The 17,806-nt window shown below is 68.3% G+C and carries 18 protein-coding genes; 10 read left to right on the top strand and 8 right to left on the bottom strand.

All coding sequences use genetic code 11. The features are described 5' to 3' along the window. The first annotated feature begins 71 nt into the window (after positions 1–71). Together cydD and cydC are read left to right on the top strand one after the other, a co-directional pair. The gene (gene cydD, locus D7006_RS19140) at positions 72–1,901 is read left to right on the top strand and encodes a thiol reductant ABC exporter subunit CydD (RefSeq protein ID WP_237354164.1); all 1,830 of its coding nucleotides are present in this window, start codon (positions 72–74) and stop codon (positions 1,899–1,901) included. Continuing rightward, positions 1,898–3,706: a thiol reductant ABC exporter subunit CydC gene (cydC, locus tag D7006_RS19135; protein WP_237354163.1), complete on the top strand. Its 1,809-nt coding sequence runs from the start codon at positions 1,898–1,900 to the stop codon at positions 3,704–3,706. The genes cydD and cydC overlap by 4 nt, the downstream gene beginning before the upstream one ends. A 75-nt stretch (positions 3,707–3,781) precedes the next feature. On the opposite strand, the gene D7006_RS19130 is transcribed toward cydC, so the two are convergent. The 5 genes from D7006_RS19130 to D7006_RS19110 all read right to left on the bottom strand — a co-directional run bounded on the left by D7006_RS19130 (position 3,782) and on the right by D7006_RS19110 (position 8,337). Next, the gene (locus tag D7006_RS19130) at positions 3,782–4,483 is read right to left on the bottom strand and encodes an ABC transporter ATP-binding protein (protein WP_229645414.1); all 702 of its coding nucleotides are present in this window, start codon (positions 4,481–4,483) and stop codon (positions 3,782–3,784) included. Further along, entirely contained in the window at positions 4,470–5,270 is an 801-nt protein-coding gene (locus tag D7006_RS19125; protein ID WP_169123836.1) for an ABC transporter ATP-binding protein, read from the bottom strand. The genes D7006_RS19130 and D7006_RS19125 overlap by 14 nt, the downstream gene beginning before the upstream one ends. Next, on the bottom strand, positions 5,267–6,211 hold the full coding sequence (locus tag D7006_RS19120) for a branched-chain amino acid ABC transporter permease (protein ID WP_169123837.1): 945 nt from the start codon (positions 6,209–6,211) through the stop codon (positions 5,267–5,269). The genes D7006_RS19125 and D7006_RS19120 overlap by 4 nt, the downstream gene beginning before the upstream one ends. Continuing rightward, a complete protein-coding gene (locus D7006_RS19115) occupies positions 6,211–7,083 on the bottom strand; it encodes a branched-chain amino acid ABC transporter permease (protein ID WP_237354162.1) in 873 nt (290 codons plus the stop codon). The genes D7006_RS19120 and D7006_RS19115 overlap by 1 nt, the downstream gene beginning before the upstream one ends. Positions 7,084–7,152: 69 nt before the next feature. Beyond that, entirely contained in the window at positions 7,153–8,337 is a 1,185-nt protein-coding gene (locus tag D7006_RS19110; protein WP_371744965.1) for an ABC transporter substrate-binding protein, read from the bottom strand. Positions 8,338–8,610: 273 nt separating this feature from the next. Between D7006_RS19110 and D7006_RS19105 the strand changes: the two genes are divergently transcribed. The 8 genes from D7006_RS19105 (at position 8,611) to D7006_RS19070 (ending at position 15,026) form a co-directional block, all read left to right on the top strand. Beyond that, complete coding sequence (locus tag D7006_RS19105; protein ID WP_237354161.1) at positions 8,611–9,348, top strand: TetR/AcrR family transcriptional regulator; 738 nt, start codon at positions 8,611–8,613, stop codon at positions 9,346–9,348. Between the two features lie 32 nt (positions 9,349–9,380). Beyond that, positions 9,381–10,247: a phenylacetic acid degradation operon negative regulatory protein PaaX gene (paaX, locus tag D7006_RS19100; protein ID WP_237354160.1), complete on the top strand. Its 867-nt coding sequence runs from the start codon at positions 9,381–9,383 to the stop codon at positions 10,245–10,247. A gap of 222 nt (positions 10,248–10,469) precedes the next feature. Continuing rightward, positions 10,470–11,468, top strand: coding sequence for a 1,2-phenylacetyl-CoA epoxidase subunit PaaA (gene paaA / locus D7006_RS19095; RefSeq protein WP_024280577.1), 999 nt, complete (start codon positions 10,470–10,472; stop codon positions 11,466–11,468). A 93-nt stretch (positions 11,469–11,561) separates the two neighbouring features. Then, positions 11,562–11,846, top strand: coding sequence for a 1,2-phenylacetyl-CoA epoxidase subunit PaaB (gene paaB / locus D7006_RS19090; RefSeq protein ID WP_024280576.1), 285 nt, complete (start codon positions 11,562–11,564; stop codon positions 11,844–11,846). Further along, the gene (gene paaC, locus D7006_RS19085) at positions 11,846–12,622 is read left to right on the top strand and encodes a 1,2-phenylacetyl-CoA epoxidase subunit PaaC (RefSeq protein ID WP_210257830.1); all 777 of its coding nucleotides are present in this window, start codon (positions 11,846–11,848) and stop codon (positions 12,620–12,622) included. Before paaB ends, paaC begins: the two co-directional genes overlap by 1 nt. A gap of 9 nt (positions 12,623–12,631) precedes the next feature. Then, entirely contained in the window at positions 12,632–13,156 is a 525-nt protein-coding gene (gene paaD, locus D7006_RS19080) for a 1,2-phenylacetyl-CoA epoxidase subunit PaaD (protein ID WP_169123841.1), read from the top strand. A 27-nt stretch (positions 13,157–13,183) separates the two neighbouring features. Then, a complete protein-coding gene (gene paaE, locus D7006_RS19075; protein ID WP_237354159.1) occupies positions 13,184–14,260 on the top strand; it encodes a 1,2-phenylacetyl-CoA epoxidase subunit PaaE in 1,077 nt (358 codons plus the stop codon). Between the two features lie 10 nt (positions 14,261–14,270). Beyond that, a complete protein-coding gene (locus tag D7006_RS19070) occupies positions 14,271–15,026 on the top strand; it encodes a Phenylacetic acid catabolic protein (RefSeq protein WP_237354158.1) in 756 nt (251 codons plus the stop codon). 81 nt (positions 15,027–15,107) lie between these two features. On the opposite strand, the gene paaK is transcribed toward D7006_RS19070, so the two are convergent. The 3 genes from paaK to paaG all read right to left on the bottom strand — a co-directional run bounded on the left by paaK (position 15,108) and on the right by paaG (position 17,763). Next, the gene (gene paaK / locus D7006_RS19065) at positions 15,108–16,439 is read right to left on the bottom strand and encodes a phenylacetate--CoA ligase PaaK (RefSeq protein WP_169123886.1); all 1,332 of its coding nucleotides are present in this window, start codon (positions 16,437–16,439) and stop codon (positions 15,108–15,110) included. Positions 16,440–16,474: 35 nt separating this feature from the next. Continuing rightward, positions 16,475–16,897, bottom strand: a complete 423-nt coding sequence (gene paaI, locus D7006_RS19060; protein ID WP_237356952.1) for a hydroxyphenylacetyl-CoA thioesterase PaaI — start codon at positions 16,895–16,897, stop codon at positions 16,475–16,477. Positions 16,898–16,962: 65 nt separating this feature from the next. Further along, the gene (paaG, locus tag D7006_RS19055; RefSeq protein WP_237354157.1) at positions 16,963–17,763 is read right to left on the bottom strand and encodes a 2-(1,2-epoxy-1,2-dihydrophenyl)acetyl-CoA isomerase PaaG; all 801 of its coding nucleotides are present in this window, start codon (positions 17,761–17,763) and stop codon (positions 16,963–16,965) included. Between the last annotated feature and the right edge of the window lie 43 nt (positions 17,764–17,806).

Genomic DNA, 17,806 nt, shown 5'->3' with positions numbered 1-17,806 from the left:
CGCGTATTGCTTGCCCCATGGCTGCCGGCTAACCGGCTGGGCGCCTTCATCGCAGTGTGGGCGCCTGGCGCGTGTGGTATCTCCCTCTGCCTCCAGGCGGGGCCTGCAGCCTGCCGCGCAAACGAGGGGAGGGACGCATCGCAACCGATCGCAAGCGCCTCTCCGCCTTCCTGTCGGGCTTTCGCGGCACGGCGCGGGCGGACCTCGGCCGATCCCTTGCGGCATCGGCGGCGACTGGCCTCCTCGTCATCGCGCAGGCCTTTCTCGTCGCCCGCATCATCGATGCCGTGCTGTTCCGCCACGAGGCGCTCTCTTCCCATGGGCTTGAACTCGCCGCCCTCGTGGGCGCCATCCTGCTGCGCTTCGGCGCGGTGTGGGCGAGCGAGCATTTCGGCTTTGCCGCCGCCGCCAAGGTGATGCGCGCCTTGCGCAGCCGGCTCCTCGACCGGGTGGAGGCCATCGGCCCCGTGGGCCTTGCCGAGGCCCGCACGGGCGAGCTGGTGGCGGCGCTGGCGGAGGGCGTGCGGGCCGTCGAGCCCTATTATTCCCGCTACATTCCCGCGTCCGTGCTGGCGGTGATGCTGCCTGTCGCGGTGCTGGTGGCGGTGTTCCCGTTCGATTGGGTGTCCGGTCTCATCCTGCTCGCGACCGCGCCGTTCATCCCCGTCTTCATGATCCTCATCGGCAGGGGCACGGAGGCGCTGAACCAGAAGCAGTGGCGCCGGCTCGCCCGCATGTCCGGGCATCTGCTCGATGCGGTGCAGGGCCTCGCGACGCTCAAGGCCTTCAACGCCGCAGGCCGCATGGTGACGGAGGTGGCCACTGTCGCCGACGATTACCGGCGGGACACCATGGCGGTGCTGCGCGTCGCCTTCCTCTCTTCGGCGGTGCTGGAATTCTTCGCCACCGTGTCCATCGCCCTCATCGCCATCTTCATCGGCTTCCGGCTGCTGTGGGGCGAGATGGCGTTTTTCCCGGGTCTGTTCGTTCTGCTGCTGGCGCCGGAATTCTATGCGCCGCTGCGGGCCATGGGCACGGCCTACCATGCCCGCATGGAGGCCATCGGTGCCGCCGAGCGCCTCGTGGCGCTGGAGGAGATGCCAGCCCTCGCCGAGAGCGGCGGCGCGACGCCGCTGCCCGGCCCCGAGGCCATCTCCATCCGCTTCGAGGACGTGCGCCTCGCCTTCCCGGACGGGCGCGTCGCCCTGGATGGCGTGAGCTTCACCATTGGTGCCGGCGAGACGGTGGCGCTGGTCGGGCCTTCCGGGGCCGGCAAGTCCTCCATCCTCAGCCTCGCGCTCGGCTTCGTGCGCCCGACTTCCGGCCGGGTGCTGGTGAATGGGGTGCCGCTGGCGGAGCTGGATCTTGCCGACGTGCGGCGCCGCATCGCCTACGTGCCCCAGCGTCCCCGCCTGTTCGCCGGCACCCTCGCCGCCAATATCGCCCCCGGCGAAGCGGCGCCGGATCCGGCCCGGCTGGTCCGCGCGGTGGCCGATGCCGGCCTCGCCGATGTGGTGGCGGCCTTGCCCGGCGGCCTTGCGTCGGACGTGGGCGAAGGCGGCGCCGGACTCTCCGGCGGTCAGGCCCACCGCCTTGCGGTTGCCCGCGCCTTCTACCGCGCCGCCCCGCTCGTGGTGCTCGACGAGCCCACCGCCCATCTCGACCGGGAGAGCGAGGCCGACGTGCAGACCGCCCTCTCCCGCCTTCTCGCCGGTCGCACCGGCCTCGTGGCTGCCCATCGCCTGGCGAGCGTCGCCGGTGCCGACCGCATCCTCGTGCTTGCGGCCGGGCGGATCGTCACGGAGGGGACCCCCGCACACCTGCTGCGGCATGGTGTGCTCGATGGCGATCTCGTGCCGGATCTCGCCCCCACCATCGGCGAAGCGGAGGCGGCGGGATGAAGGACGCGCTCCGCCTCCTGCGCCTGATGGCCCCCCATGCCGGTTGGATGGGGCTGGCCGTGCTGGTCTCGGCGCTGGCGACTCTCGCCCATATCGCCCTGATGGCCACCTCCGGCTGGTTCATCGCGGCCATGGCGCTGGCCGGCGCGGCCGGGGCGAGCGTGAACTATTTCACGCCCTCGGCAGCGATCCGCGCCTATGCCGTCGTCCGCACAGTCGGGCGCTACGGCGAGCGGATCGTCGGGCATGAAGCGACGCTGAAATTCGTGGCGGCGCTGCGCCCGTGGTTCTTCGCCCGGCTCATCCCGCTCGCCCCGGCGGCGCTGGAGGACCAGCGCTCCGGCGATCTCCTCGCCCGGCTCAAGGGCGACATCGACCGGCTGGAATTCGCCTTCCTGCGCATCCTCTCGCCCGGCCTCGCCGCGGTGCTGGTGCTGGCGGCTGGCCTCACCGTCCTCGCGCTCCATGATGGCGGGATGGCTGTAGGCATCGGCCTTGCCGCGCTCCTCGCCGGCCTCGGCCTGCCGCTTCTCGTCCATCGCCTCGGGGCACGGGCATCGCGGGAGGTGACGGCCGGTACGGCGCAGCTCAACGCGCTGCTGGTGGACCATCTGGAAGGGCGGGCGGAACTCGACATCTACGATCCCGACCGCCGCCACCGTGCCGCACTGGATGAGACGAGCGACACCCTCATCGCCCGCGAGCACCGGCTCGCCGGCATTCTCGGCTTTGCCGGCGCAGGCGTCGGGCTGTTCGCGCAATCCTCCCTCGTGCTGGTGCTGCTCATCGGCGCGCCGCGGGTGCTGGCGGGCACGCTGCCCGGTGCCGATCTGCCCATGCTGGCGCTGCTCGCGCTCTCCTTGTTCGAGGCGGTGGCGCCGCTGCCGCTCGCCTTCCAGACCCTGCCGGCGACGCTCGCCTCGGCCCGCCGCATCTTCGACCTCATCGACCGTCCGCCGCCGGTGAAGGAGCCCGCCGCGCCGAAGCCGGTGCCGGAGGCCGGCACGCTGGCGTTCGCCCATGCGGGGCTGACCTATCCGGGCGCGTCCGGTCCGGCCCTCACCGACATCGATCTCGCGCTCGCGCCCGGACGGCGCATCGGTGTCGTAGGGTCGAGCGGCTCGGGTAAGTCGAGCCTCGTCGCGCTGGCGCTCCGGTTCCGCGCCCCTGCGCCGGGGGAAGTGACGTTCGCCGGTTCGAGCATCGCTGACTTCAACTCAGATGACCTGCGGCGGCGCATGGCGGTGCTGGCGCAGCACGATCACCTCTTCGCCGCCACCATTCGCGAAAATCTGCTCGTCGCCGATCCCGATGCGTCGCCGGAGAAGCTGGAAGCGGCGCTGGAGTGCGCCGGCGTCCTCACCTTCGTGGCTGCCCAGCCGGAGGGGCTAGATACCTTCCTCGGCGCCAATGGGGCGAAGGTATCGGGCGGGCAGGCCCGGCGGCTCGGGCTGGCCCGGGCGCTGCTGAAGGAGGCGCCGCTCCTCATCCTCGATGAGCCCACCGAAGGGCTCGACGGCGAAACCGAGCGCGATGTGCTTGAGGGCGTTCTGGGCGCCGCCCGTGATCAGGCCCTGCTGTTCATCACGCACCGACGCGCGGGTCTCGAGGCGATGGACGAGATCATCGTGATGGATGGCGGCCGGATCGTCGCGCGCGGTGCGCCGGGCGACATGCTGGCGATCGTCGGGCCAGGAACGATGGGGCCAGGAACGATCGGTTCAGAAACGATTTCGGGCGGCATCCCGGAGGACACCGCCCGATCAGCCGGCTCCGGTCAGGGCTTGGAGCAAGCGCCACCATGATTATCTGGAGTTGCACAACCGCCTAGAGCCAGTTCGTGTCGGCTCTCTCGATCCAGCTTCGTTACGGAAGTACCCCTACAGGCCGAGATAGGCCGCGCGCACCTTCGGATCGTCCAGCAACGCCGCGCCGGTGCCTTCCATGGTGATGTGGCCGGTCTCCAGAACATAGCCGCGGTCGGCGATGGCCAAAGCCGCGGAGGCGTTCTGCTCTACCAGCAGGGTGGTGATGCCTTCCGTGCGCAGGGAGGTCACGGCCGCGAGAATCTGGTCCACCAGCAGCGGCGCGAGGCCGAGGGAGGGTTCGTCCAGCAGCAGCAGCTTCGGCCCCGCCATCAGCGCGCGGCCGATGGCGAGCATCTGCTGCTGGCCCCCGGACAGGCTCATGGCCGGCGTCCTGCGTCGCTCGGCGAGCACGGGGAACAGGCCGTAGACATGATCAAGCCGCGCCTGCCGGCGCGCGTCCTGCCGCCGGTAGGCGCCAAGCTTCAGATTGTCCTCGATGCTCAGCGGGCCGAACACCTGCCGGCCCTCGGGCGATTGCGAGATGCCGCGCACCACCCGCAGGTGCGGCTCCATCTTTTCGATGGCCTCACCCTCGAACAGGATGCGCCCGCCGCGCACCGGCTGCACGCCGGAGATGGCGCGCAGGAGCGTGGTCTTGCCGGCGCCGTTGGAGCCGACGAGGGCGACGATCTCGCCGGCCTTCACCTCCAGCGATACCTCGCGTAGGGCCATGATGCGGCCGTAGGAGGAGGAGAGAGCCTCAACCGTGAGCACGATCCGCCTCCCGCGATCCGATGTCCCCGAGATAGGCGGCGATGACCTCCGGATTTTCGCGCACGGCGCGCGGCGGCCCCTCCGCCAGCGGGCGGCCCTGGGCCAGCACCAGCACGCGGTCGGAAATCTTCATCACCAGCTTCATGTCGTGCTCGATCAGCACCACCGCGATGCCGCCCTTGGCGATCTCGGCGATGAGGTGGTCGATGGCCTCGGTCTCCACCGCGTTGCAGCCGGCGGCCGGCTCGTCCAGCAGCAGGATCTTCGGGTCGGCGGCAAGCGCCCGGGCGATTTCGAGGCGTTTCAGCGCGCCGTAGGGCAGGGCGCCGGCGGGCGCGTCAGCCAGCGCGGCGAGGCCCACCCGGTCGAGCAGCGCCAGTGCCTTTTCGCGCGTGACGCGGTTCTGCCGGAAGACAGAGGGCAGGCCGAGCATGTCGGCGAGGAAGGATGTGCGCTCGGAAAGGGCACACCCCACCATCACATTCTCCACCGCGGTCATGCGGAAGAAGATCTGCAGGTTCTGGAAGGTTCGCGCCATGCCGCGGCTGACGCGCCGGTGGGGCGGGACGGCGGTGATGTCCGCGCCGTCGAGCCGCACGCTGCCGCGCGAGGGCCGGTAGATGCCGGTGACGAGGTTGAACAGGGTGGTCTTGCCCGCCCCGTTCGGCCCGATGATGGAGAAGACCTCGCCGGCGCCGACCTTGAAGCTCACCGCATCAACGGCCTTGAGACCGCCGAAGGAGATGCCGATGCCGCTCACGTCGAGAAGGGGGGTCTGAGGGGTCACGGCAGGCGCTCCTCGATCATCGCGCGCAGCGAAGGCACGATGCCCTGGGGCAGGAAGATCATGAACACCATGATGAGGAGGCCCAGCACCGCCTGCTCGTATTCCTGGAAGGCGGTGAGCGTCTGCGGCAGCACCACCAGGAAGGCGGCGCCGAGCACGGTGCCGAATACCGAGCCGAGCCCGCCGATGATGACCATGGCGACCAGCTCCACCGAGTGGGAGAAGCTTGCCGCCTCCGGCGTGATGAGGCCGTTCATGGCCGCCAGCAGACCGCCCGCCACCGCCGCATAGACCGCCGCGACCACGAAGGCGGCGAGCTTCTTGGCGCTGACGTCGATGCCCGCGCCGGCCGCCGCCACCTCGCTGTCGTGCAGCGCGCGCAGCGCCCGCCCCGTGGGGCTCGCCGCGATGTTGAGGGCGATGAGCGCGCCGATGAGCAGCGCCCCGGCCGAGACCCAGTACCAGTTCAGAGCCCCCGTCACCCGCCAGCCGAACAGGGTGATGCGCGACACGGACATGCCGTCCGGCCCGCCGGTCAGCTCGGTCTCGCTGTGGAGGATCAGGGCGACGATGACGCCGAAGCCCAGCGTCGCGATGGCGAGGTAATAGCCCTTCAGCTTCAGGATCGGCCGGCCCACCAGCCAGGCGATGAGGCCGGAGAGCACGGCCCCGAGCAGCAGGCAGAGAAGCGGATCGAGCCCGAGCCGCGCCGGGCCAATCGCCACCGCATAGGCGCCGATGCCCAGGAAGCCGGCATGGCCGAGGCTCACCTGTCCCGCATAGCCCATGAGGATGGTGAGGCCGAGGGCGGCGAGGGAGAAGATCCACACCAGCGCCGCCACCCGCAGGTGGAAGGAGGTGGGGGCGATCATCGGCACCAGCGCCATGATGAGCGCGAGGGCGACGAGCGGGGTGAGGCGCGAGCGCAGGATGGCCTTCATCACACGCGCTCCACGGTGCGGCTGCCGAACAGGCCGCGCGGCATGAACAGCAGGACCACGAGGATCATCAGGAACGCCACCGCGTCCTTGTAGGTGGAGGAGAGGTAGCCGGCCGTAAAGGTCTCGATGAGGCCGATGAGGAGGCCCCCCACCACTGCGCCCACCGGATTGCCCATGCCGCCCAGCATTGCCGCGGCGAAGCCCTTCAGGGTGAAGAGGGTGCCGATGTCGTAGCGGGTCAGCGTGATGGGCGTCGCCACCACGCCGGCGAGCGCGCCCATGGCCGCCGAGAGGCCGAAGGCGAGGGCGAGCACGAGGGCGACATTGATACCCACGAGCTTCGCCGCCAGCCGGTTGGCGGCTGTGGCCAGCACCGCCTTGCCCACCAGTGTGTGCTCCAGGAACAGATAGAGCGCCACCACGAGGGCGAGCGCGGTGCCCATCACCCACAGGCTCTGGGGCAGGATGGTGGCGCCGCCGACCGGGATGGGGGTGTCGCCCGAGAAGGCGGGCAGGGAATGGAACTGCTTGTCGAAGATGATCTGCGACACGCCCTTGATGAAGATGGACGCACCGATGGTGATCATGATGAGCGTCACCGGCGAGGCGCCGCGGGCGGGCTCGATGGCGAGGCGGTGCAGCAGCAGGCCGACCAGCACGGCGGCGACCACCGCGATCAGCGCCGCAACGGGGAGTGCGAGGCCCGCCGCCATGAGAAAGACGGTGCCCATGCCGCCGATCATGACGAAATCGCCCTGGGCGAAATTGATCACGTCGGAGGCGTTGTAGATCAGCGTGAAGCCGAGGGCGATGAGCGCGTAGATGGCGCCCACCGTCAGCCCCGAAAAGGCGAGCTGGAGAAATTCGGACATGTCCTCACGCCGTCTGTGTGGCGGCGCCGTGGTGGCGCCGCCGCGGTGGGGATCGGGTGTGCGAAACGATCAGCGGGCGGGTGCTTCGATCGCCCAGTCGCCGTTGCGGATCACCAGCATGCGGAACGAATCCGTGCCGAGGCCGAGATGGTCGGCGGGGGCGAAGGTGTAGATGCCGGTCACGCCCACATAGCCCTTGGTGGCCTCCAGCGCGTCGCGGATCTTCTTCGGGTCCGCGGACTTGGCGCTCTCGATGGCGCGGGCGACGAGCTGGATGCCGTCATAGCCGTAGCCGCCGAAGGTGGAGACCGGCTGGCCGGTGGCCTTCTCGTAGGAGGTTTTGTACTCCGCCACCACCGGCTTCTGCGGATCGTTGGCCGCCAGCTTGTCGCCGATGAGGATGGCCGGGGCGGGCAGGCGCACGCCCTCGGCGGCGGGGCCGGCGAGCTCGATGAAGCTCTTCGAGGCGACGCCGTGGCTCTGATAGAGCGGCAGCTTGATGCCGAGCTGCGCATAGTTGCGCGTCACGATGGCCGGTCCCTGGCCGAAGCCGGGATTCAGCACCGCCTCGACGCCCGCGGTGTTCTTGATCTTGTTGAGCTGGGGCGTCATGTCAGAATCGGTGGCGCCATAGTTCTCGTCGGCGACGACGGTGATGCCGTACTGGCCGATCACCTTCAGGCACTGGTTGCGCATGGACTTGCCGAAGCCATCCGTGCCCGAGATCATTCCGATCTTCGTGATGCCCCGCGCCTTCATGTCCTCGAAGATCTTCTGGCAGGCGGTCTTGTCGGTGTGCGGCGTCTTGAAGACAAAGGCGCGCACCGGCTCGATGATCTCGATGCCGCCGGCGAGCGAGACGAAGGGAATGCCGGCTTCCTCGAACACCGGGATCATCGCCATGGTGGCGCCGGTGGAGGTGCCGCCGACCATGGCGACCACCTTGTCGTCCTCGACGAGGCGGGTGGCGAAGGTGCGCGCCTTGTTGGCGTCGCCGCCATCGTCATACAGCACCAGCTCGACGGGCCGGCCGAGGAGGCCGCCCTTCTTGTTCAGCTCATCCACATAGAGCTTGAGCGTCTTGGCTTCCGGATCGCCGAGGAAGGCGGAGGGTCCCGTGGCGGAAACCACGGAGCCGATCTTGATGGGATCGGCGGCAAAAGCGGGGCTGGTGAGCGCCGGGCCGGCGACCGCGGTCGCGAGCATGATGGCGGCCGCGCGCAGCATCGGCCGCAGGCGTGCGGGCGTATCCATGAAGCGTTCCTCCTAAAGGTCCATTTCGGGCCGAGGAGCGGGTTGTCCCGCCTCCGTCCGCTGGCCATTCGACCGGCGGGACCTGAACCATATAATTAACCGGCCGGATGGTCAATTGATTGCGTGTGGCTTCCGCGGGGCCTTGCAGTTAGGGCTCTTGCGCTGGATCATTGATCGACCGGGCGGACAATATTTGATATCTGAACCCCTTTCCCAGTCATGGCGGACGATCGCAGCCGGCTCTTGCGGCGGTGATCGAGATGGACAGGCAAGATGGCTCGCACGCGTGCACAGGATTACGAGGCCAAACGGGAGGCCATCCTCCACAAATCGGCGGAGCTGTTTGCGCAATACGGCTATTCCGGTACGTCAATCACCATGATCGCGGATGCCTGCGGAGCATCCAAGGCTTTGCTCTACCATTACTATCCGGACAAGGAGGCGGTGCTCTTCGACATCCTGTCCTCGCATCTGGAGCAGTTGATCGCCGACGCGGAGAAGGCGATCGCCGACGCCCCGGTGGGCGGCCGGATCTACGCGATGTCGGCCTCGCTGCTCGATGCCTACAAGGATGCCGACGCCGAGCATCAGGTGCAGATCGCCAACCTCAAGCTGCTGAACAGTGACCGGCAGGAGGCCCTGCGCGCGCTGGAGCGAAAGCTCGTGACGCTGCTCGCCGATGCCATTGCCGAGGAGGTGCCGTCCGTCGGGCGCGGGCCCATGCTGAAGCCCATCACCATGTCGGCCTTCGGCATGCTCAACTGGCAGTATCTCTGGTTTCGCGACGGCAAGGGCCTGACCCGCGCCGACTATGCCCGCCTCGTCACCGGCCTCATCAAGGCAGGGGCGGAGGAAGCGCTGCGCAGCATGTCCGCGCCGGAGGCCAAGGCCGCCGATGCCCGGCCGCCGGAGGGCAAGCCCGCGCAGCCCCGTTCCGCCCCGCGCCGCCGCACGGCGCCTGCTGCTGCCGAGGCGCCCCGCGCGACGAAGGCGCGGCGACCGGCGGAATAGGATCGCGCCCGAAAACGCAATAAGGAACGGCCATGTCGCGCCGCGCCCTCGACCTCATCCTTGACCATGTCCGCGCCGAGCCTTCGCGCACCTGGTCCATCATTGTCACCATCTATGGCGATGCCATCGTGCCGCGCGGCGGCTCGGTGTGGCTCGGCACGCTGCTCGCCTTCTTCCGCGGGCTGGACGTGGCGGATGGGGTGGTGCGGACGGCCATGTCGCGCCTGGCCGCCGATGGCTGGCTGATGCGCACGCGGGTGGGCCGCAACAGCTTCTATCGCCTGGCGGAAAAGGGCCGCGAGACCTTCGCCCGCGCCACCGAGCACATCTACCGCCACCGCCCGCCCGAGTGGCACGGGCACTTCGACATGCTGCTCATCGAGACCGGCGCCCGCGAAGGGGCGCGGTCGGCGCTGGAGGCGGACGGTTTCGGCATGCCGCTGCCCGGTGTCTTCGTGGCCCCCGCCGGAACCGGCGTGCCCGAGGAGGCCGCCTCCGCGCTCCGGCTCGATGTCTCCGGCAGCGCGGAGGAGCAGAGGGCGCTCGCCGCCCGCGCCTGGCCGCTGGAGCAGACGGCGGAGGCCTATCGGCGCTTCATCGACACCTTCGAGCCGCTGGCGGCGGAGCTGCAGGCCGGCGCCGCCTTGACCGACCTCGAGGCGATGGTCGCCCGCGTGCTGCTCATCCATGACTACCGGCGGATCGTGCTGCGCGATCCCATCCTGCCTTCCGCCATCCTGCCGGAGGACTGGCCGGGCCTCGCCGCCCGGGCGGTGTGCGCCGACATCTATGGCCGTCTGGTGGAGGCCTCGGAGCGCTGGCTGGACGAAAATGCCGTGGGCGAGGACGGCGCGCCGCTGCCGGGCCACCCGAAAATCACGAGTAGATTCAAGGCTTAGAGGGGTATGCGATGGTCAGGCCGCAGCCTCTGGCTTTTAAATGTTACGAAAATAACTTGAAATACGATTTTCTGTAATATATAAACGTTCGCAAGGTGCCGGACAGTGGGCAGCATGCTGCCTGCCAGGACCGGCGGCAGCGGCCGGAGCGCCTACTTCACCCGCCGCCAGAAGCCGCGCATGAGACGGCCGATCCAACAGGTCTTACGGGGAGGACACAGCATGTACGCACAGCTCGTGAAGTCCGAGGGCATGAAGTCCGCCGCCGAGCTTTCGCCGGAGGAGCGCGCCTTCCAGGAGCGCATCGACCGCGGCGAGAAGATCGAGCCGAAGGAGTGGATGCCGGAGGGCTACCGCAAGACTCTGATCCGCCAGGTCGGCCAGCACGCCCACTCCGAGATCGTCGGCCAGCTGCCCGAAGGCAACTGGATCACCCGCGCGCCCACGCTGGAGCGCAAGGCGATCCTGCTCGCCAAGGTGCAGGACGAGGCCGGCCACGGCCTCTACCTCTATTGCGCCGCCGAGACGCTCGGCGTCAGTCGTGATCAGCTGCTCGCCAAGCTGCACGACGGCAGCATGAAGTATTCGTCCATCTTCAACTATCCCACCCTCAACTGGGCCGATATCGGCGCGGTGGGCTGGCTGGTGGATGGCGCCGCCATCATGAACCAGGTTCAGCTGCAGAAGACCTCCTACGGCCCGTACAGCCGCGCGATGATCCGCATTTGCAAGGAGGAGAGCTTCCACCAGCGCCAAGGCTACGACATCATGATGAAGATGGCGCAGGGCACGGCCGAGCAGAAGGCCATGGCGCAGGATGCCCTCGACCGCTTCTGGTATCCCGCCCTCATGATGTTCGGTCCCTCCGACAAGGATTCGGTGCATTCCGCCCAGTCCATGGCGTGGAAGATCAAGATCAACACCAATGACGAGCTGCGCCAGAAGTTCGTCGACCAGACGGTGCCGCAGGCAGAATATCTCGGCCTCAAGATCCCCGACCCGAACCTGAAGTGGAACGAGGAGAAGAAGGGCTACGACTTCTCCGAGCCGGATTGGTCCGAATTCTTTGAGGTCATCGCCGGCAACGGCCCCTGCAACAAGGAGCGCCTCGGCGCCCGCGTGAAGGCTTGGGAAGACGGAGCCTGGTTCCGCGACGGCCTGCTCGCCCATGCCGAAAAGGCCGAGGCGCGCCGCGCCGCCGCCCGCGTCGCCGCGGAATAGCCGCGCCCAAGTCATCGCCGGTCAGGGCGTACCATAACAACAGCACATCTTCCGGACGGCCTCGCCGTCCGGCCCGGAACGGGAGGAACAACCATGTCCAGCGAATGGCCCTTGTGGGAAGTCTTCATCCGCGGCCAGCACGGCCTCAACCACCGCCATGTGGGCAGCCTGCACGCGCCCGACGCGGAGCTCGCCATCAAGAATGCGCGGGACGTCTATACCCGCCGCAATGAGGGCGTTTCCATCTGGGTGGTGAAGTCGGTGGACATTACCGCCTCCAGCCCCTCGGACAAAGGGCCGCTGTTCGAGCCGTCCAATTCCAAGGTCTACCGCCACCCGACCTTCTTCCAGATTCCCGAAGAAGTGGGGCATATGTGATGGCCAGCGCCGAGATCGCGGTCGATCGCGCCGCTCTGTTCGAATTCCTGACCCGGATGGGGGACAACACCCTCATCCTCGGCCATCGCGTGTCCGAGTGGTGCGGCCACGCCCCCGTGCTGGAAGAGGACATCGCCCTCGCCAACACGGCGCTGGACCTCATCGGCCAGACCCAGCTCTGGCTCGGCCTCGCCGGCGAGGTGGAAGGCAAGGGCCGCAATGCAGATGCGCTCGCCTTCCTGCGGGATGCCGCCGCCTTCCGCAATTGCCTGCTGGTGGAGCGCCCCAATGGCGACTTCGGTCAGACGCTGATGCGGCAGTTCCTGTTCGATGCCTGGCACCACGTGATGCTGACGGCGCTGACCAAATCCGCCGATCCGCGCGTCGCCGAGATCGCCGCCAAGGCGGTCAAGGAGGCGGCCTATCACCTGGAGCGCTCCAGCGACCTCGTGATCCGCCTCGGCGACGGCACGGATGAGAGCCACGCGCGCATGCAGCGCGCGCTCGACGACATGTGGTCCTATGTGGGCGAACTCTTCATCTCCGATGATGCCGACCGCGCCGTGGCCGCCGCCGGCATTGCGCCCGATCCGGCGAGCCTCAAGCCGGAATGGGAGGCCATCGTCTCCGAGGTGCTGCGCGAGGCGACGCTGAAGGCGCCGACGTCGGCTTACGTCCACAAGGGTGGCCGGCGCGGCGTCCACACCGAGCATCTCGGCTACATCCTCGCCGACATGCAGTTCCTGCAGCGCGCCTATCCCGGCGCGACCTGGTAGGGGGCGAGAATGGCGACCGCCACCCTGCCATCCCTTGACGAGGTCTGGCACTGGCTGTCGCAGGTGCCGGATCCGGAAATCCCGGTGCTTTCGCTGGTCGATCTCGGCATCGTCCGCGAGGTGAAATGGGACGACGACACCCTCGTCGTCACCGTCACGCCCACCTATTCCGGCTGCCCGGCAACGGGCGTCATCAATCTCGATATCGAGCGGGCGCTGAACGCGCACGGCGTCGCCCGCGTGCGGCTTGAGCGCCAGCTCTCGCCCCCCTGGACCACCGACTGGATGAGCGCCGAGGGCCGCGAGAAGCTGCGCGCCTACGGCATCGCCCCGCCAGTGGACGACACCGCCGCCGATGGCCGCTCGCTGGCGCTCGCACGCCGGCTCGCCTCCGGCTCCAATCTCACGGTGGCCTGCCCGCGCTGCGGCTCGGCGCAGACGCAGAAGGTGAGCCAGTTCGGCTCCACCGCCTGCAAGGCCAGCTATCGCTGCCTCTCGTGCCTGGAGCCGTTCGACTACTTCAAGTGCATCTGAATATTAAAAAATCCCGAGGAGCGCCGCATGGCACGGTTTCATTCCCTGGAGGTGGTCGACGTGCGGCGCGAGACGCGTGATGCCGTCGTCGTCACCCTCAAGCCCCGCCCTGAGGACGCCGCGGCGTTCGACTTCACGCAGGGCCAATACCTCACCTTTCGCCGCGACTTCGATGGCGAGGAGCTGCGCCGCAGCTATTCCATCTGCGCCGGCAAGGATGAGGGCTGCCTCAAGGTGGGCATCAAGAAGGTGGAGGGCGGCGCCTTCTCCACTTGGGCCAATGAAAACCTTTCCCCCGGCGACACGCTCGAAGCCATGCCGCCCATGGGCAAGTTCTTCGTGCCGCTCGCTCCGGAGCTGGATCGCCACTATCTCGGCTTTGCCGGCGGCTCCGGCATCACGCCGCTCCTGTCCATCATCAAGACGGTGCTGGCGCGCGAACCCAGGTCCCGTTTCACCCTCGTCTATGCCAACCGGCAGATCAGCTCCATCATGTTCCGTGAGGAGCTGGAAGATCTGAAGAACATCTATCTCGGCCGCCTCTCGGTGCTGCATGTGCTGGAGAGCGAGGCGCAGGAGATCGACCTGTTCACCGGCCGCGTCGATGCGGAGAAGATGGAAGGTCTCTTTAAGCACTGGATCGACGCGAAGTCGGTGGACACCGCCTTCATCTGCGGTCCCGAGCCCATGATGCTGGCCATTGCCGCCGCTCTGCGCGAGCACGGTCTCAGCGACGCGCAGATCAAGTTTGAGTTGTTCGCCTCCGGCCAGCCCGGCCGGGCGAAGGCCAAGGCGGTGTCGGCGAACGTCACCGCCAACGGCGCGGGCACCACCGCGACCGTGACTTTGGATGGCGCCACCCGCACCTTCCACATGCCGCGCGAGGGCCAGAGCCTGCTCGACGCCGCGCTCGCCGCCAATCTGGATGCGCCCTACGCCTGCAAGGCGGGCGTGTGCTCCACCTGCCGCGCCAAGGTGGTGGAGGGCGAGGTGGAAATGGCCGTCAACCATGCGCTGGAGGATTACGAGGTGCGCGCCGGCTACGTGCTCACCTGCCAGTGCTTCCCGCTCACCGAAAAACTCGTCGTCACCTACGACGAGTGAGGGGGAAACCATGTCCGACGTGATCGCCATCGACGACTATCTCGCCCAGGGCGGCGTGCTCTCCTCGCCCGACAACGTGCCGCCGCGCTATCGCGGCGAGCTGTTGCGGCTCATGTCCTCGTTCGTGGACAGCCAGCTTGCGGGCTCGGCCGGCTTTGCCGCCTCCATCAATTTCGCGCCCGGCATCAAAGCGCGGATCGCGGCGAGCCGCATCACGCTGGAGAAGGCGGACCACGCCGAGCGCGTGCTCGACCTGATGGGCGCCTTCGGCACCGATACCGGCCGCTATGAGGCGCAGCACGACTGGGCGGCGCGGGTCGCCCGCGATGCCGATCTTGGCACTGTGCGGCACGGCAACGACATGCGGCTCTCGGTCTTCCACTATCCCATCACGGGATGGACTGACGCGGTGGCGATGAACGTGCTCATGGGCCTCGCCACCGGCGTGCAGCTCGCCGAGCTGTCGCGGGTGTCCTATGCGCCGCTGGCCGAGGTGTTCCGCGAGATCGCGCCGCGCGAGGCGCGCCATGCGGAGCTGGGACTCGAAGGGCTGGAGCGCATCACCGCCACCGAAGTCGGGCGGGTCGGCGCGCGGGCGAGCCTTGCCTATTGGCGGCCCCGGGTCGCCGCCACGTTCGGCGTGGCCGGCTCCGCCCGCTACGACACGCTCCGCCGTCTCGGCCTGCGCCACACGCCCAACGAGGTGCTGCTGGCGGAGTGGGAGCGTATCGTCTCGGACCGCCTCGCGCCGCTCGGCCTCGACTGAGATCGGCAGCAGACAAGAAAAAGGCCCGGCATCGCGCCGGGCCTTTTTTGTTGGGGCAAAGGAGGGCGATGGGCCCTCCGCTCACTCCTTGGGACGGCGGTCCAGGATGCGCTTGGCCTTGCCGGTGGCCGTGCGCTCGATGCCGCCCGGCTCGTGCAGGGTGATGCGCGTGGTGATGCCGATGGTGTCCTTGATGCGCTTGAGGATGCGCTTCCCGGTGGCGTCCACGTCCACCTCGCCATAGACCTCCTCGCGGATCTCGGCGTGCACGGTCATCTCGTCCATGCGCCCATCGCGGGTCAGCTCGATCTGGTAGTGGCCGGAGCAGGCCTCCACTGCCAGCAGGATTTCCTCGATCTGGGTCGGGAAGACGTTGACGCCGCGCAGGATGATCATGTCGTCCGAACGGCCCGTCACCTTCTCCATGCGCCGCATGCCCGGCCGCGCCGTGCCCGGAAGCAGGCGGGTGAGGTCGCGGGTACGGTAGCGGATGATGGGGAAGGCTTCCTTGGTCAGCGAGGTGAACACCAGCTCGCCCTTCGAACCATCGGGCAGCACCTCGCCGGTGAGCGGGTCGATCACCTCCGGGTAGAAATGATCCTCCCAGATGTGCAGGCCGTCCTTGGTCTCCACGCATTCCTGCGCGACGCCGGGACCGATGACCTCGGAGAGGCCGTAGATGTCGGTGGCATCAAGCGCGAAGTCGCGCTCGATCTCCTGACGCATGGCATTGGTCCACGGCTCGGCGCCGAAGATGCCGTATTTGAGCGAGGTCTCGCGCGGGTCGAGCCCGGCCTTGGCGAAGCCGTCCATGAGGGCGAGCATGTAGCTCGGCGTCACCATGATGGCGTCGGGCTTGAAATCGTGGATGAGCTGGACCTGGCGCTCGGTCATGCCGCCGGACATGGGCACCACGGTGCAGCCCAGACGCTCGACGCCGTAATGGGCGCCGAGGCCGCCGGTGAAAAGGCCGTAGCCATAGGCCACATGCACCATCATGCCCGGACGCACGCCCGCGGCGCGGATGGAGCGGGCCATCACGTCGGCCCACATGTCGATGTCGGCCTTGGTGTAGCCCACCACGATGGGCTTGCCGGTGGTGCCGGAGGAGCCGTGCACGCGGATCAGCTTTTCCTTCGGCACCGCGAACAGGCCGAAGGGGTAGTTGTCGCGCAGGTCCGTCTTCACCGTGAAGGGGAACTTGGCGAGGTCCGAGAGGTCGCGCAGGTCGGAGGGGTGAACGCCGGCCTTGTCGAACGCCTGGCGGTAGAAGGGCACGTTCTCGTAGGCGTGGCGCAGCGACCAGGCGAGGCGCTCGCGCTGCAGGGACATGATCTCGTCGCGCGAGGCGCGCTCGGCGGGATCGAGGCCACCCTCGAAGGAACGGCCCGGGGACAGTGCCGGCAGAGCCATGTTCATCGTCTCCTCCAGATGGATCTTCTGCTAGATCAGGATTTCTTGCTGGCAGGGGCGTCCGCGCCCCCGGCGTCTGTCTGCGTGATGCGCCCGCCGATGGTGCGGGAATGGCCGCGGAACTGGGCGATCACCACATCGTCCTGCGAAACCTCGACGTCGTAAATGCCGGAGCGCCCACTGCGGCTCACCTCGCGCGCCCGCGCCACGAGGCGCTTGCCGCCGGTGCCGGGGCGCAGATAGCTCACCGAGCAGTGCTGGGCGACGGTGCGCTCGTCATAGGTGTTGCAGGCGAAAGCAAAGGCGCTGTCGGCCAAGGCGAAGATGAAGCCGCCATGGCCCATGCCGAAGCCGTTGCACATGCGCTCGGTGAGCGTCATGGCGAGGGTCGCGGTGCCCGGGCCGATGCTGACGATCTCCATGCCGAGCCCCTGGCTCGCATGGTCGGTCGCCCACATGGCGTCGGCGGAACGGCGGGCGATCTCCTCCGGGGAGAGCGGCGCCACGGTTTCGGCGGCGGCGGTCACGAGCGGCGTCCCGTGAAGTTCGGGGCGCGCTTCTCCATGAAGGCCTTCACGCCCTCGCGATAGTCCGGCGTGCGGCCGGCCTCGCGCTGCAGGTCGCGCTCAAGATCGAGCTGGTCATTGAGGCTGTTGCCGCCGGAGGCGTTGAGCGCCGCCTTGGTGAGGGCGAGGCCCTGCGTCGGCTGGGTGGCGAGGCGGGCGGTGAGCGCGCGCGCCTCGTCCATGAGCGCGGCGTCGTCGATGACCTTCCAGATGAGGCCCCATTCGGCCGCGGTCTCGGCCGTAAGAGGCTCGGCCAGCAGCATCAGCGCCCGCGCCCGCGCATCGCCGATGAGGCGCGGCAGGAAATAGGTGCCGCCCGAATCGGGCACGAGGCCGATCTTCGAGAACGCCTGGATGAACTTGGCGGAACGCGCCGCCAGAACGATGTCGCAGGCCAAAGCGATGTTGGCACCGGCCCCGGCGGCCACGCCATTCACCGCGCAAACAACGGGCTTGTGGAGGCCTCGGATGCGGCGGATGAGCGGATTGTAGAAGGCTTCGATGGTGGCGCCGAGGTCGAGCGGGCCTTCGGCATTGGCGCGCGCGGACAGATCCTGCCCGGCGCAGAAGCCCCGGCCGGCGCCCGTGAGCAGCACGGCGCGGCAGCTCTCATCGGCGGCGTCGTCCAGTGCCCCCGCAAGCGCGCCGTGCATCTCCTCGTTGAAGGAATTGAGGCGGTCGGGACGATTGAGCGTCAGCTCCGTCCAGCCGCCATGGTCCGTGACGGTCAGCACGGCTTCGTTCAGATGCGCCTCCACTTGGTCCTCCCACTTGTGGGCTCTTTCGGAGCCTCTTGAATTA

This window comes from Xanthobacter sp. YC-JY1 (assembly GCF_021730305.1).
Lineage (GTDB): Bacteria > Pseudomonadota > Alphaproteobacteria > Rhizobiales > Xanthobacteraceae > Xanthobacter > Xanthobacter flavus.
The sequence above is the reverse complement of the archived record's forward strand: the minus strand, read 5'-3'. Positions and strand labels throughout refer to the sequence as shown.

What these genes read in the sequence shown, in the direction of transcription:
- D7006_RS19120 (WP_169123837.1), bottom strand. Translation starts at nt 6,211, where the DNA reads ATGAAGGCCATCCTGCGCTCGCGCCTCACCCCGCTCGTCGCCCTCGCG.
- D7006_RS19115 (WP_237354162.1), bottom strand. Translation starts at nt 7,083, where the DNA reads ATGTCCGAATTTCTCCAGCTCGCCTTTTCGGGGCTGACGGTGGGCGCC.
- paaK (WP_169123886.1), bottom strand. Translation starts at nt 16,439, where the DNA reads ATGGCTCTGCCGGCACTGTCCCCGGGCCGTTCCTTCGAGGGTGGCCTC.
- paaX (WP_237354160.1), top strand. Translation starts at nt 9,381, where the DNA reads ATGTCGCGCCGCGCCCTCGACCTCATCCTTGACCATGTCCGCGCCGAG.
- cydC (WP_237354163.1), top strand. Translation starts at nt 1,898, where the DNA reads ATGAAGGACGCGCTCCGCCTCCTGCGCCTGATGGCCCCCCATGCCGGT.
- paaA (WP_024280577.1), top strand. Translation starts at nt 10,470, where the DNA reads ATGTACGCACAGCTCGTGAAGTCCGAGGGCATGAAGTCCGCCGCCGAG.
- paaB (WP_024280576.1), top strand. Translation starts at nt 11,562, where the DNA reads ATGTCCAGCGAATGGCCCTTGTGGGAAGTCTTCATCCGCGGCCAGCAC.
- D7006_RS19070 (WP_237354158.1), top strand. Translation starts at nt 14,271, where the DNA reads ATGTCCGACGTGATCGCCATCGACGACTATCTCGCCCAGGGCGGCGTG.
- D7006_RS19105 (WP_237354161.1), top strand. Translation starts at nt 8,611, where the DNA reads ATGGCTCGCACGCGTGCACAGGATTACGAGGCCAAACGGGAGGCCATC.
- paaC (WP_210257830.1), top strand. Translation starts at nt 11,846, where the DNA reads ATGGCCAGCGCCGAGATCGCGGTCGATCGCGCCGCTCTGTTCGAATTC.
- paaE (WP_237354159.1), top strand. Translation starts at nt 13,184, where the DNA reads ATGGCACGGTTTCATTCCCTGGAGGTGGTCGACGTGCGGCGCGAGACG.
- D7006_RS19110 (WP_371744965.1), bottom strand. Translation starts at nt 8,337, where the DNA reads ATGGATACGCCCGCACGCCTGCGGCCGATGCTGCGCGCGGCCGCCATC.
- paaD (WP_169123841.1), top strand. Translation starts at nt 12,632, where the DNA reads ATGGCGACCGCCACCCTGCCATCCCTTGACGAGGTCTGGCACTGGCTG.
- paaI (WP_237356952.1), bottom strand. Translation starts at nt 16,897, where the DNA reads ATGTGGGCGACCGACCATGCGAGCCAGGGGCTCGGCATGGAGATCGTC.